At 56.8% G+C, this 12,509-nt stretch carries 13 protein-coding genes; 7 read left to right on the forward strand and 6 right to left on the reverse strand.

What is annotated here, in order from left to right; genetic code table 11:
- Nucleotides 1-112: 112 nt before the first annotated feature.
- From ABJZ52_RS10800 to ABJZ52_RS10810, 3 genes are all read left to right on the forward strand, one after another.
- Nucleotides 113-2,095, forward strand: coding sequence for an EAL domain-containing protein (locus tag ABJZ52_RS10800; RefSeq protein WP_348200165.1), 1,983 nt, complete (start codon nt 113-115; stop codon nt 2,093-2,095).
- A 122-nt stretch (nt 2,096-2,217) separates the two neighbouring features.
- Nucleotides 2,218-2,811 (forward strand): DJ-1/PfpI family protein, encoded by a 594-nt coding sequence (locus tag ABJZ52_RS10805; protein ID WP_348185349.1) that lies wholly within the window; start codon nt 2,218-2,220, stop codon nt 2,809-2,811.
- A gap of 183 nt (nt 2,812-2,994) precedes the next feature.
- Nucleotides 2,995-3,345, forward strand: a complete 351-nt coding sequence (locus tag ABJZ52_RS10810) for a ribbon-helix-helix domain-containing protein (RefSeq protein ID WP_348185352.1) — start codon at nt 2,995-2,997, stop codon at nt 3,343-3,345.
- 17 nt (nt 3,346-3,362) lie between these two features.
- Here ABJZ52_RS10810 and ABJZ52_RS10815 read toward each other — a convergent pair whose 3' ends face one another.
- Genes ABJZ52_RS10815 through ABJZ52_RS10825 form a run of 3 tightly spaced genes read right to left on the reverse strand, consistent with a single transcriptional unit; the run spans nt 3,363 to nt 5,302 of the window.
- Nucleotides 3,363-3,920, reverse strand: coding sequence for an NADPH-dependent FMN reductase (locus tag ABJZ52_RS10815; protein WP_348185355.1), 558 nt, complete (start codon nt 3,918-3,920; stop codon nt 3,363-3,365).
- Between the two features lie 6 nt (nt 3,921-3,926).
- The gene (locus tag ABJZ52_RS10820) at nt 3,927-4,550 is read right to left on the reverse strand and encodes a LysE family translocator (protein ID WP_348185358.1); all 624 of its coding nucleotides are present in this window, start codon (nt 4,548-4,550) and stop codon (nt 3,927-3,929) included.
- A 2-nt stretch (nt 4,551-4,552) separates the two neighbouring features.
- Nucleotides 4,553-5,302: a pyridoxine 5'-phosphate synthase gene (locus ABJZ52_RS10825; protein ID WP_348185361.1), complete on the reverse strand. Its 750-nt coding sequence runs from the start codon at nt 5,300-5,302 to the stop codon at nt 4,553-4,555.
- A gap of 283 nt (nt 5,303-5,585) precedes the next feature.
- On the opposite strand from ABJZ52_RS10825, the gene ABJZ52_RS10830 reads away from it, so the two are divergent.
- Nucleotides 5,586-6,800 (forward strand): GTP-binding protein, encoded by a 1,215-nt coding sequence (locus ABJZ52_RS10830; protein WP_348185363.1) that lies wholly within the window; start codon nt 5,586-5,588, stop codon nt 6,798-6,800.
- On the forward strand, nt 6,797-7,456 hold the full coding sequence (locus ABJZ52_RS10835; protein WP_348185366.1) for a DUF1826 domain-containing protein: 660 nt from the start codon (nt 6,797-6,799) through the stop codon (nt 7,454-7,456). The genes ABJZ52_RS10830 and ABJZ52_RS10835 overlap by 4 nt, the downstream gene beginning before the upstream one ends.
- Nucleotides 7,457-7,532: 76 nt before the next feature.
- Here the strand turns inward: ABJZ52_RS10835 and serA are convergent, their stop codons facing one another.
- Complete coding sequence (serA, locus tag ABJZ52_RS10840; protein WP_348185368.1) at nt 7,533-8,777, reverse strand: phosphoglycerate dehydrogenase; 1,245 nt, start codon at nt 8,775-8,777, stop codon at nt 7,533-7,535.
- Nucleotides 8,778-9,554: 777 nt separating this feature from the next.
- Here serA and ABJZ52_RS10845 point away from each other — a divergent pair.
- Nucleotides 9,555-9,947 (forward strand): hypothetical protein, encoded by a 393-nt coding sequence (locus ABJZ52_RS10845; protein WP_348185371.1) that lies wholly within the window; start codon nt 9,555-9,557, stop codon nt 9,945-9,947.
- Nucleotides 9,948-9,973: 26 nt separating this feature from the next.
- Nucleotides 9,974-10,456: a hypothetical protein gene (locus tag ABJZ52_RS10850; protein ID WP_348200166.1), complete on the forward strand. Its 483-nt coding sequence runs from the start codon at nt 9,974-9,976 to the stop codon at nt 10,454-10,456.
- Nucleotides 10,457-10,465: 9 nt separating this feature from the next.
- Here ABJZ52_RS10850 and ABJZ52_RS10855 read toward each other — a convergent pair whose 3' ends face one another.
- Together ABJZ52_RS10855 and ABJZ52_RS10860 are read right to left on the reverse strand one after the other, a co-directional pair.
- A complete protein-coding gene (locus ABJZ52_RS10855) occupies nt 10,466-11,602 on the reverse strand; it encodes a hypothetical protein (RefSeq protein ID WP_348185376.1) in 1,137 nt (378 codons plus the stop codon).
- Nucleotides 11,599-12,144, reverse strand: a complete 546-nt coding sequence (locus tag ABJZ52_RS10860; RefSeq protein ID WP_348209187.1) for a hypothetical protein — start codon at nt 12,142-12,144, stop codon at nt 11,599-11,601. Before ABJZ52_RS10860 ends, ABJZ52_RS10855 begins: the two co-directional genes overlap by 4 nt.
- Between the last annotated feature and the right edge of the window lie 365 nt (nt 12,145-12,509).

Here is a 12,509-nt window from a genome sequence, read left to right on the forward strand (position 1 = left end):
ATTCACTGCTTGGAAGGGGAGTGAAAAGCCCTTGAATTTGATCTGAGAATTTATCAAAAAATTAGAGCATTTTTTCGAATACTGCCCCTCAAGTCTATTTTGAGGTTCAGACATGTTCAGAGGCGCTCTGGTCTTTGCTTTGCTCATCCTGTTTGGCGGGTCGATGTTTTGGCTCGCCCAAACGGGGTTGAATGACACGGTCGATACGGTCATTGAGCAGAATGCGGAACGCAAGGCGCGCAGCTGGGCGATGCACCTCGCCACCACCATGCCTGACCTTGAGGCGTTGATCGAAAGTGGCGTGCCGTCAGAAGAGCAGCGCAAGGTTATCGATACCGCTGTTCATGTTGGCGATGTCTTCCGCTTCAAGCTGTTTGACCGCAATGCCAACCTGGTGCTGATTTCCGATGAGCTGGGCGCGCCGCTCGAGCCCGGGGCAATGGCGGATCACAATGGCCACGCTCAGATGGTCATCGATAAGGGCTCGGCCGTCATCGATCTGAACGACGGGCGTGCCAAGGCCAATCGGCCGGACCTCTATGTCGAGGCTTATGTGCCCGTGGAAGCGGCGGACGGTTCCGTTCTTGGAGTCGTCGAGGTCTATGTTGACCAGACGATGGTCGCATCACTGTTCCGGCGGAATTTCCTGCACCTGGCGACCACCCTCGGCGCCTTGGTGCTTCTGACGTTCGGTGTGCCCTTCGCGGCCTATATCGCCAAGATGCGGCAGCAAGTGAAGACTGGTGAGAAGGTGCGTCTCCTTTCATCGGTCGATCAGATCACCGGCTTGCACAACCGGACCACCTTCTATCAGAAGGTGGAGGACTATCGGGTGTCGGGCCATCTGGACCTTCATAAGACCGCGGTGATTTTCGTCGACGTCGACAAGTTCAAAACCATCAATGACACGTTTGGTCACAAGGTCGGCGATGCCTTCCTGCGGCATGTGGGCAATGCAATTTCCGGCCAGCTGTCGCGAGGTGATCTCGCAGCGCGCTTTGGCGGTGACGAGTTTGTCATTCTCGCCGCCAATCGTTCGCCTGAGCAGGTTGAGCAGATGATCGAAAACCTGCGCGAGACGGTCAGCGAGCCGGTCTGGGTGGACGGAATGGCGGTCACGGGGCATCTCAGCCTGGGTGTTCATATCGATGGGGATCAGGAACTGGACCTGCACGAGCGCATGAACAAGGCGGATGTGGCTCTCTATCAGGCCAAGCTGATGGGCCGGAACACCTGTGTGACCTTTACGCCGGATCTGGAAGTCAAGGTGGCCCGCCGCAAGCATGTGGAAGAGAGTGTGGTCCTTGGACTGGCGGCAGACCGGTTTGAGGTCCATTTCCAACCGCTCATTGATCCTGCGAGTGATCAGGTTGCCGGTTTCGAGGCGTTGCTGCGCCTCCAGGATGCTGACGGTTCTGCAATTTCACCGGCGGAGTTTATTTCGATCGCCGAAGAGAACGGCGAGATCATGCGTATCGGCGCCTGGGTGCTCGAGCGAGCCATGAAAGCCGCGTCCAACTGGCCGCAACATCTCTTTGTTTCAGTCAACCTTTCGACCCGGCAGTTTGAGGATGGCAAACTTGTTGCCCAGATCACTGAACTTCTGAAGCAGACGGGACTTGCGCCGACGCGGCTGGAGCTTGAAGTGACTGAAAGCCTGTTGATCGAACAGGCCGACAATGTTTCAGGCCAGCTGGATGCGCTGCGCGATCTGGGCGTACAGTTGTCGATGGATGACTTTGGCACGGGCTACTCAAGCCTGGGGTACCTCTGGAAATACAACTTCAACAAACTGAAGATCGACCGGTCCTTCGTCATGTCACTTGGCGAGAGCGATGAGCGCACCCAGCATATTCTCGACACGATCATCATGCTCGGCCACAAGCTGAATATGCAGGTGACTGCGGAGGGGATCGAGACAAAGGAACAGGCCACCTACCTTCGCGCCCTGTCATGCGATCATTTCCAGGGTTTCTACTATGGCAAGCCCATGCCGGAAACCGAGCTGGCGCCTTACCTCATGGACAACACGGTGCTGCCGTTACTTGAAGGCGAAAGTGCTGATCGCGAGCGTTGCCTCAAGTTCGGCAGCTGAATTTCGCCAGTCGGCATTTGGCTCTTCTTCCTTCCCGCTGACGATGTAGTAATGGCCTAATACCCGCTTGCCGACAGCTTTTGCTAGCGTCCCGGAGTTGATTGTTGCTCTGGGAGGAAAACATGAGCTCCAAGAAAATTCTGATGATTACCGGTGATTTCACCGAGGACTATGAAACCATGGTGCCGTTCCAGACGCTGCTGGCTGTTGGCCACAGTGTCGATGCGGTGTGCCCTGGCAAGAAGGCCGGCGAGACTGTCGCAACCTCAATCCATGACTTTGAGGGTGATCAGACCTACACGGAAAAGCGTGGTCATAATTTCGCGTTGAACGCCACTTTTGCCGACATCAATGTGGCCGATTACGACGCGTTGGTGATCCCGGGCGGCCGTGCGCCGGAATACCTGCGTCTGGACAAGGACGTGACCGCCGCGGTCGAACATTTCTTTAAGACCGGCAAACCGGTTGCCGCGATCTGTCACGGCGCCCAGCTTCTGGCTGCTGCCCGGGTGATCGAAGGGCGGACGGTTTCTGCCTATCCGGCCTGCCGTCCTGAAGTGGAACTTGCAGGTGGCACATATGCTGAGATTGCCATCGATGCTGCCGTGACGGATGGAAATCTGGTCACGGCACCGGCATGGCCGGCCCATCCGGCATGGCTCTCGCAGTTTATGGCCGTCATGGCCGGCGAAGCCGCCGGAACGCTCGCCGCCTGAGCTGGCGCTGCAGTTCCGACTGCGACTTTACCAGGATAACGTGTCCGGTTCCCACCGATCCGGATACGTGTGGCCCTGCTTTGACCGCAGTCCCGATTACTTGCGCAAGAAGCAGGGCTTTCGATCCGTATGCCATCGCAGTAGGTTGCTTCCTCTTGATCTGAACAGGCAGCGAGATCCGCCATGTGCAAACTTTTCATCCAGGCAGATACCGAACTCTGGGCGAGCAGCACCCGTTCGCTGCGGATCGATGGCATGGTGACCAGCGTTCGACTGGAAACCTTCTTCTGGACAACCCTTGAGGAAATCGCGATGCGTGATGGCATGACCGTGATTCAGCTGATCACGAAGCTCCATCACGAGAGCATTGATGCCGGCCATGATCTGGGTAACTTCACGTCGTTTCTGCGCGTATGCTGTGGTCGATATCTGGCCCTTCAGCTCACCGGCGATGTGCCGACCGACAAACGGCTGCCGATCGCAGGACTAGACGCTGATGACATTCTGGAAGCTGAGCGGGACCGGGTGCACTGAGCCTTCCCCGAAGCAAGTCAGACGCGGCCGGCTTCTACCGCCTTGACCAACAACTTGAGTTTGCCTTCAATCGACGCGCGGGTGCGGTCATCTCGGGTGATGGTCTCTGTGGTCAATTTGTTGCTGTGCGCGGATAGCTCGTAACAAGCATCTTCGATGACTTGCGCCGACATGGTCGTCAGAACGTCTCGCAACATGGCTGGCAGATATTCATGCCGCTCTGTTGCCTGAAACAGCGCAACTGGTTTGCCTGGAAAGTCAGGGCAACCGACCAGCCAGTCGAGCAGGTTTTTGAAACTTCCGGGTAGGCAGTGAACGTACTCCGGGCAGGCAATCAGCAAGGCATCGGCACCTTGGACAAGAGACCGTAGTTCGGCGACCTTATCTGGCAGGTCTGTTGTCTCTTCCAAATCAGGATTGAAGTGGGGCAGGGAAGCTTGCCCTGCGTAGAGCTTGATGCTCATGCAGTCAGGCTGCAGTTCGACCGCAGCCTTGATCACCTCCCTGTTTGAAGATGTGGCGCGTAGGCTTCCACAAAGGGCGAGAACATTGATCGAGACTGGATCAGGTCGCAATGAGCATTACCGGCTTGCTGTGGCCAGAGCGGCGCCGAAGCCGACAAATAGTCCGCCGGTGATGCGGCGCGTCATGGACAGCCGCTTCTCGGAGGTCAGAAACCGCCGGACGTTTTCGCCTGCATAGGCGATGGCCGCGTGGTTGGCCCAACACAGCACCGCATAGGTGACAGACAAAATGATGGTCTGGTCCAGGTGGAAACCGCTTTTCGACAGGAACTGCGGAAACAGGGCGGTGATGACCAGAATGGCTTTTGGGTTGGTGATCGAGACCAGGAAAGCCTGACCGCAGAGCACGCGATAGCTCCTTCCGCCTTCCAAATCGTTTTCCAGGGTGTTGAATGAGCTTTTGTCGCGCCAGACTTTCACGCCGATGTAGATCAGATAGGCTGCGCCGATCAGCTTGAGTACGGTGAAGGCCACGGCGGAGGTCGCCATCAGGGCACCAAAGCCGAGAGCAATCGCAAAGCCGATACACACAAGGCCGAGCGCATTGCCGGAAGCAGAGGCCAGCGTGGCGTTGCGGCCGAAGCGCAGGGTGTTGTGGATGGCGAGCATCACCCCGGGGCCAGGGCTGATAGCCGGCACAAGGGAGACGACGATAAACAGAAGCCAGCTTTCAATCGACATGTTCAGATCTCACCCATGGCCTTTCTGAAGCGCGTGACGCTCTCGGCAAATCCGTAGATCAGGGCGTCGGCTGTGAAACCGTGGCCGATGGACATCTCGCGGATGAACGGCGCGCGGGCGATGAGGGCAGGGATGTTCTCGACCGTCAGATCGTGTCCGGCATTGACGCCCAGGCCCAGGCCGTGGGCAGCCTGCGCAGTCTCGATCACCTTGGTGAGTTCGGTCTCTGCCTTTGCCGTGTCGTCGTAACACGCACCATAGGGGCCGGTATAAATCTCGATCCGCTCGGCGCCGAGGTTCGCCGCGTGTTCTGGTGCGGATGGATCCGGGTCACAAAACAACGAGACTGTGACCGCCCAGTCCTTTGACGAGGCAATGGCATCTGCCAGCCGGGAGGTGTCGCGGTCGAACTGCCAGCCGTGGTCTGAGGTCGTCTGATCGGGATCGTCTGGCACGAACAGCACCTGGTCCGGCCTTGCTTCTTCCACCAGCTTCAGGAAGTCGTCCGAGGGATAGCCCTCGAGGCAAAGCTCCTTGTTCGGGTAGCGGTCCTCGATCATCTCCGAGAGCTCGAAGACATCGCTCTTGCGGATGTGACGCTCGTCCGGACGGGGGTGAACCGTGATGCCCTTGGCGCCGGCTTCCATCGCAACCGAGGCGAGGCCTGTCACGCTCGGCCAGGGCAGATCCCGGCGATTGCGGAGCATGGCGATAGCGTTGACATTTACCGATAGGCGCGAAGGTGTCATCATTTCAACTCAGGGCTGTTAAAGCTTGAAGTCAGGCGCCTCCCAAAGAGGATGAAACGCTTGAGGGCAGGTGGGAGAAACCTGTGCCTTTGATCCAAAATTGGTGGAAAGGCCCTTGGAGTCAAACGAGAAATTGTCCTTAGGGACAAAGAAGAAGATGCGACGCGGAGGCCTTTGGTCCGTGAAAACTGACCAGCCAGTCGGTTGTCCGCCAGAAATCAGGCTTGCGAATGAAACAGGAAACGCGGTAGTGGTAATGTAATAACATTACAAAATGAGGTTTCCAATGACTGACGATCGCCTACCCGTCACGGTCCTTTCCGGCTTTCTCGGTGCCGGTAAAACGACGCTCTTGAACCGGGTTCTGAACAACAGGGACGGCCTGCGCGTTGCAGTGATCGTCAACGACATGTCCGAGGTCAACATCGATGCGGACCTCGTACGCGCCGGTGGCGCGGAACTCAGCCATACGGATGAGACCCTCGTTGAAATGTCCAACGGCTGCATCTGCTGCACCCTGCGGGATGACCTTTTGAACGAAGTGCGGCGGCTTTCGAGCGAGGGCAAGTTTGACTACCTCTTGATTGAATCGACAGGAATCTCCGAGCCCTTGCCCGTCGCAACCACGTTCGATTTTCGTGACGAGGACGGCCAGAGTCTGTCGGACGTTGCGCGCCTCGATACGATGGTCACTGTTGTCGATGCAGTGAACCTTCTCAATGATTTCTCCAGCCATGACTTTCTATGTGATCGAGGTGAGACCCTGGGCGAAGAGGATGAGCGCACGCTCGTTCATCTCCTGACCGACCAGATCGAGTTTTCCGATGTCGTGGTGCTGAACAAGGTCAGCGCTGCCCGGCCTCAGCAGGTGGATGCGGCGCGCAAGATCATCCGGAGCCTCAATGCCGATGCCCGGATCATCGAGACGGACTACAGCGAGGTTGCACCCTCCGACATTTTGAACACCGGGCTTTTTGACTTTGAAAAGGCGCATGAACATCCTCAGTGGGCCAAGGAGCTTTACGGCTTTGCGGACCATGTTCCCGAAACGGAAGAATATGGTGTCCAGTCCTTCGTCTACCGTGCCCGCCGTCCCTTTGACCCGGCGAAGATCCATGCGCTTTTGAATGCAACCCTGCCGGGTGTCATTCGTGCCAAGGGGCATTTCTGGATCGGCTCGCGGCCGAACTGGGTGCTCGAGTTTTCCCTTGCCGGCGCCCTGTCGAGCGTCAGTCCGCTTGGAAGCTGGTGGGCGTCGATCCCGCAGGAGCGTTGGCCGGACGACGAGCGGGCCCGGACCTACGCCAGGTCGCTCTGGGTGGAGCCTTTCGGTGACCGGCGTCAGGAGATCGTATTCATTGGTGCGGGGATCGACTGGCCGCAGTTGAAGCAATGGCTGGACGATTGTGTTCTCCCGGAAGAGGCCGGTGATGACCTTGGCGCATTTGCCGGTCTGGCCGATCCGTTCCCTTCCTACCAGCGGTCCGAGGCGGCGGCATGAGTGGCATGCACGAAGCGCTTCATGTCTCCGCTCAGGAGGGCGCAGTTGCTGCGTCATGGAAGCCCTCTGTTGCGTGCGATGTGCTGTGCAGCCGCCAGCAGGAAATCCTGCATCAGATCGCCGAGCCTGGCGTTGCTGCAGCCATCTGGCAACGACCCGTTGATCCGGATTTTCAGCGCTGGATCGACAGTCTTGCCGAGGACGCGTTGCCCTCACTTCGGACGGTTGTTCCGGGGCATCTGGCCAAGGCTGCGCTCCTTCATGCCTGTGAAATGGCCGGACTCGAGTCCTCGCCAGAGAGGGAATTTCTGATTGAGGATGCGGGGAGCCTTGCGCTTGCAGTCGGCAAGATCCTGAACGTTCGTTATGTGCGGATCCGCCTGGACGTCACCAGCGGGACGATGTGTCCCAAGTTTCATGTCGATCAGGTACGGGCGCGTCTTCTGTGCAGCTATCGCGATGCAGGCACGGAATATGTCGCTGAAGCTGATGCCGCCGATCCGGCCTGTCACAAGCGTATGGCGACAGGTGCGGTTGGGCTGTTCAGGGGGGCGCGCTGGTCGGATGACGAGATCTGCGGGCTCTTGCACCGGTCACCACATCAGGGCGAGGGCGATGCCGCACGGCTGCTTCTGGTCGTCGAGCCTGCGGAGTAAGCAGAGAGCTTGCTGAATGAAAAAAAAGCCCCGGCATTTGCCGGGGCTTTTGACTTTGATCTCGACGAACCCTGGATCAAACGCGGTTCAGAAGCCGGGCCCGGATGGTGTTGGGCAGGGCGCGGATTTCTTCGAGGATCGCTTCAGGATCTTCCACATGGCTGTCAACGTCCGTCACCACGTAGCCGATATCCTTGAAGGATTGCAGGTACTGGGAGCAGATGTTGAAATCGTGCCGGGAGAAGAGATCGTTCAGGGTGCGCATGGCGCCCGGTGCGTTGTGGTGTACCTGGATGAAACGCGTGGCGTCCGTGCCCTTGGGCAGCTGAACTTCGGCGAAGTTGACAGCGCCGACGGTCGATCCGACGTCGGAATACTCGACCAGACGCTTGGAGACTTCCTCGCCGATGCGGGCCTGAGCCTCTTCGGTCGAGCCGCCCACGTGAGGCGTCAGAATGACGTTCTCAAGGCCGCGCAGCGGACTGATGAACTCGTCGTTGTTGGACTTGGGCTCCACGGGGAAAACGTCGATGGCAGCGCCGGCCAGATGCCCGGATTTCAATGCGGCCGCGAGGGCGTCCAGATCGACCACTTTTCCGCGCGCATTGTTGACGAGGAAGGCGCCCTTCTTCATCTTCGCGATCTCGGTGGCCGTGATCATGTTGCGGGTCTCGGCGGTGTCCGGAACGTGCAGCGTCACCGCGTCCGACTGCGCAAGCAATTCATCCAGGCTCTCGGTCGGCGTGACATTGCCGTGCTGAAGCTTGTCGGTCATGTCGGAGAAAATCACCCGCATGCCCATGGCTTCGCCGAGGTTGGCAACCTGCGTGCCGATGTTGCCATAGCCGACGATGCCCAGGGTCTTGCCGCGCATTTCATGGGAGCCGGCAGCGGACTTCAGCCACTTGCCCTCGTGCGCGGCTGAGGACTTGGTGAAAACCCCGCGCATGAGCATGACAATCTCGGCGATCGTCAGTTCAGCCACCGAGCGCGTGTTGGAAAACGGCGCGTTGAAGACCGGAATGCCGCGCTTGACGGTCGCTTCCAGGTCCACCTGATTGGTGCCGACGGAAAAACAGCCGACGGCGACCAGAGTGTTGGCCGCTTCCAGGATTTCTTCGGTGATCTGGGTGCGCGAGCGAATGCCGAGAATATGCACACCCTTGATCTTTTCGATCAGGGCGTCCTTGTCCAGCGCCGTGTTCAGCACTTCAAAATTGGTGTAGCCGTTCTTTTCCAGGATCGCGGTGGCGGTGGGCGAAATGCCTTCCAGCAGCAGCCAGCGAATTTGGTTCTTCGGACGGGAGAGACCGTGGATCATGGGCCTTGAGCCTTTTGTCAGTCTAAACGGAGAGCAAAGACGGTTTGCCATCGTCTTGGGCGCGCGTGTCGTATACGCGCTGATCCGTGTCGCGTCCAGCGGCAGGTGGCAATTGCGGCAAGACGTCCGGAGCAGATGCCTGTTTTGGTCTTTGCAAGGGGGGCGGAGAGGGAGGCAGGAGTGGCCAGGAGGGCGGATTGCTCGTTCCTGTTGCTTCGCTTACCTAGGCCGACATTCGTTGGGGCAATGTTTGCAGCAGCTTTCGGCCTAGAACAGACCTTAGCCCTCAGCCAGGACGCCGCGACACCGAAGCGGCGACTCATGCAAATCGCAGCACTGGGGTGGCCACAGGTCCACAGTGCGATTGGGTCGGTGCACGGGCGGCACTCAATAGCTTGCCAAAGGTCGACTTGCTGCCCGGGGATTGCGGCAATCACGCTTCTCTGGCTTAGAGAAGATCTGAAAAACAAAGGAACACGCGCCTGCATTCCAGACTGAAAATAGCGCAAAACGCCAGTCAGATATGACAAACGTGGCAACAAGCGCTGCAACCGGACTAAGGTCAGGTTCGGCAAACTGATGTATCGGAGGTGTGTGGCGACCTGCTCGGACCGATGCCTGCAGTTCTTCTCTCGGCCATCGCCCCGGCGGCTTTCCGTTATTTATTGGTTATGATCCTGACCCTAAGACCTTCGAGCCTCCATCTTCGTTCGAGTTTTTTCTTGACCAATCGAGCCCACGCCTCTTCAATCCTTTCGAAAGAGGGACACTTGAGGTATGAGTCGAATACTCAATTTCTGGACTAAAGCACTTTCCCTATCTCTTTCTGCGTTCGCCACGACACCGGCAATTGCTGCAGGCGATGCATGGATTGTGAGCGCAGAACAGGCGTTCTGTATCTTAGAGCATTCCAAGGCTTACGCCGCTTCCGAATCACCAGTCATTATTATCCATGTAGCATCCTGCCCAAATCCGGATCCCTTTTCGGGCGCCACTGCCGGCAAAAGCAACTATGGCGGCGTCAGCAAGATTCAAAGCACTGGGGAAAACACTCGTCTGGACGATGTCATCACTTTCACCGCCGAGCAATTCAGTTGTTTGACTATTGACGGTGTCAGGGTCGAAGATGGAATCGCTTACATACCCAAGAGTGGCACATGTGCTCGATAAGGCGTGTTACCGATGTAACGACCATCTTGGCGAACATTACCGTAATCGTCTCGCTTTCTATTGCGGTAATGTCCTACCTTCAACAGATTCAACAGACAAAGCGAGATACCGCCGTCAGTGTGGTCACAGCCTTCAACTCTGGCGACATGCTCGCAATTCAAAGGCGCCTGTCGATCGAATTTGCGAAGCTCAAACTTGGGCAACTCCAAGGGGTGGCGGTGAAGCGGGACACTATCGAAGCAATCGTTGAAAACATGGTTGCGACCAGTGCGGACGCCGCCGAGACTCAGCAGGACGTTATCACGCTTGTAAGCAATCTCGATGACATTGCGGTCTGCGTTGAAGCAGAGACTTGCGATAGAAATGTGGTCGAAGCGAGTTTGGGGGAGACTGCATCAAGGTATGCATGCCTTCTCTTGCCGTATGCAGCGGGACTTCGGCAGGAGCTTCTACTTGAAGGTTTGGGCGACAGTCTCCGGGCTTTTATCGACTATGAGGCTACCTGCTGAAGAATAGCCTCAGCCGCTGACGCAATTCTTCAGGACCAGGTCGATAATCCTCGGATCGAATTCCGATCCCCACTCCCACTTAAAAATAGTAGCTGCGGCATTCATTACGCGGCTGTCAACCGCAGGTGACATCGTCACCTGCGTTGCAGCAGGCAGGCTTTCCAGAGCTTGACGCGGAACGGCGGCGCTGACTAATAACTTGATACCGTCTGACATATCTCGCAAAGTCTGTGCATAGCGTATGGGGTAAGACATCTTTCCAACGTTTAGCTTGGCGCCTTCGAACACGTCAGCAATGCCATCAACCGAGTAACAGAAATCGTCAGTGCATGGTTCTCCTGCTTCGTTCGCCTTCGAAAACGTGCGCGCGAGGAGGAAGGTCTCTTTGTAGCAGAATGCCCAAAGGCCATCGATCTCTCCACGCTCACCTGTCCTTGCCATCAGGCCGGAAGCCAAATGGTCGAGACGCCAAGGATGTTCGGCGTCGACTGTTGTCGCGATACGCAGATCACGGGCCTCTTGATCCGACGGCTCGAATTTTCCCCCCGGAGCGAGTGCCGCCATTTTGGCGTAGACCTCAGAGCTTATACCCATTTCCAGGAGAAAGTTGACGAAAAGCCCGATTTCAACCTGTTCTTGCAGAAGGTCTTCGCCTGTTAGTTTGGTTTCAGCAATAGTTTCGAGGATCTCGGCGCCATTCAGGCGATCAAATGACAGCCGACCGGATAACTCGTGGTTGAGGGTTTTTAAGCCCACCAATCTTTGTGTTCCACCAAGAAACGCAATCGCGCAGGCATCCGTGCAAGCGCCCCCCTTCTTCGGTTCATACCAATTATTATAGTAAGGAGCCGATGTGCCAATCATCGTTTCCATCCCAGCCGCGCGGATCAATCGAGCCAGTTTCATGGCCGAGGTGACGGTTCCTCCAGTGGATTTTAACATGATTGGCCCTGTCCCACCCTGCTTGACGAATTCAGTAAATTTCGCGGGTGTTTCCTCGGTGATCTCACCTTCTGCGATGGCCCAAGCGCAGCCGTGGTAACAATTCCCACCGTTGCCTACGAATTTGAAGTCCATGCCCTCCGCGTGGACGATTGCCCCCGGCGAGAGCCAAAGAAATGCGGCCAGAACAAAACGCAAGCTCATACGCAATTATCCAAAACAATTTGAGTTAGAATGGAATCCATTCTGGCGGGAATTTTGGACGCGACGAACTGCCCCCAGAAATTGACATCCAGAACATACGCGTGACCCGGCCAGAAATAGAGATGGTTCGCTCCAGGAACCGCCCTGAATTCGGCCTCAGACATTGTGAAGTCGAAGTTTACGTGGAAACCGCTTTCAGGCTCGGACAGGACGCGATTGAACGAAAGTCGCAACGGTTGCGCCTTCGCTTCCGGATACCTCAATTCGCTTTCGAAGGTGCCCAGTCTGGGGAAGAAAAATTTGTCGAGTGTTCCTTGTGCATACTCGTTCGTCAATCGTTGAGAACCGTCGTCAGACGCGTTCATGATTTGAACGTGCACCCGGCCTGTCTCGCGCGACAGACAAAAGAAACGAACTGCTTTCTGCTTGTCCACTGAGCGGGACTCGATCATTAGTCCTGAAGCCAGCGGAAGTATGTCCCAAGGTTTCATCGCCCCCGGGTCGTCCACAACCCGGAGCTCCGCGGCATGTGCTTCCGTCATATAGGCAAACTCGTCGGGAGACGCGGTGGAAGCGAATGAAAAGACCTCGGTGGATATGTCCATCTCGACAAGATACGAGATAAGTTCGCCAACAACATATTGGTCTCTCAATCTTTGGACGCCACTGAACGCGGGTCGGTCAGCATTCGTAACTATGTCTTGGTCGTAGAATTGATGAAAACCGAGTTCTTGCGCGCCGCCGATCTCGCGAGCCCGCCCACCTAAGAGCCGGATTTAAAAGTAGTTGAGTGATATCAAAGGGTTGTGATTCAACCGTCTTTGTCTAGAAGATGGAGGATCGAATGCCCTGGGATGATATCACTCGCCGGCAGCATAACCGGGACCATCTGCGTTATCCAACCGAT

The organism is Roseibium sp., assembly GCF_039982295.1.
GTDB lineage: Bacteria > Pseudomonadota > Alphaproteobacteria > Rhizobiales > Stappiaceae > Roseibium.

Excerpts from the sequence above, each read along its gene's own strand:
- ABJZ52_RS10800 (WP_348200165.1), top strand. The coding sequence starts at position 113 with ATGTTCAGAGGCGCTCTGGTCTTTGCTTTGCTCATCCTGTTTGGCGGG.
- ABJZ52_RS10805 (WP_348185349.1), top strand. The coding sequence starts at position 2,218 with ATGAGCTCCAAGAAAATTCTGATGATTACCGGTGATTTCACCGAGGAC.
- ABJZ52_RS10810 (WP_348185352.1), top strand. The coding sequence starts at position 2,995 with ATGTGCAAACTTTTCATCCAGGCAGATACCGAACTCTGGGCGAGCAGC.
- ABJZ52_RS10820 (WP_348185358.1), bottom strand. The coding sequence starts at position 4,550 with ATGTCGATTGAAAGCTGGCTTCTGTTTATCGTCGTCTCCCTTGTGCCG.
- ABJZ52_RS10825 (WP_348185361.1), bottom strand. The coding sequence starts at position 5,302 with ATGATGACACCTTCGCGCCTATCGGTAAATGTCAACGCTATCGCCATG.
- ABJZ52_RS10830 (WP_348185363.1), top strand. The coding sequence starts at position 5,586 with ATGACTGACGATCGCCTACCCGTCACGGTCCTTTCCGGCTTTCTCGGT.
- ABJZ52_RS10835 (WP_348185366.1), top strand. The coding sequence starts at position 6,797 with ATGAGTGGCATGCACGAAGCGCTTCATGTCTCCGCTCAGGAGGGCGCA.
- serA (WP_348185368.1), bottom strand. The coding sequence starts at position 8,777 with ATGATCCACGGTCTCTCCCGTCCGAAGAACCAAATTCGCTGGCTGCTG.
- ABJZ52_RS10845 (WP_348185371.1), top strand. The coding sequence starts at position 9,555 with ATGAGTCGAATACTCAATTTCTGGACTAAAGCACTTTCCCTATCTCTT.
- ABJZ52_RS10855 (WP_348185376.1), bottom strand. The coding sequence starts at position 11,602 with ATGAGCTTGCGTTTTGTTCTGGCCGCATTTCTTTGGCTCTCGCCGGGG.
- ABJZ52_RS10860 (WP_348209187.1), bottom strand. The coding sequence starts at position 12,144 with ATGACGGAAGCACATGCCGCGGAGCTCCGGGTTGTGGACGACCCGGGG.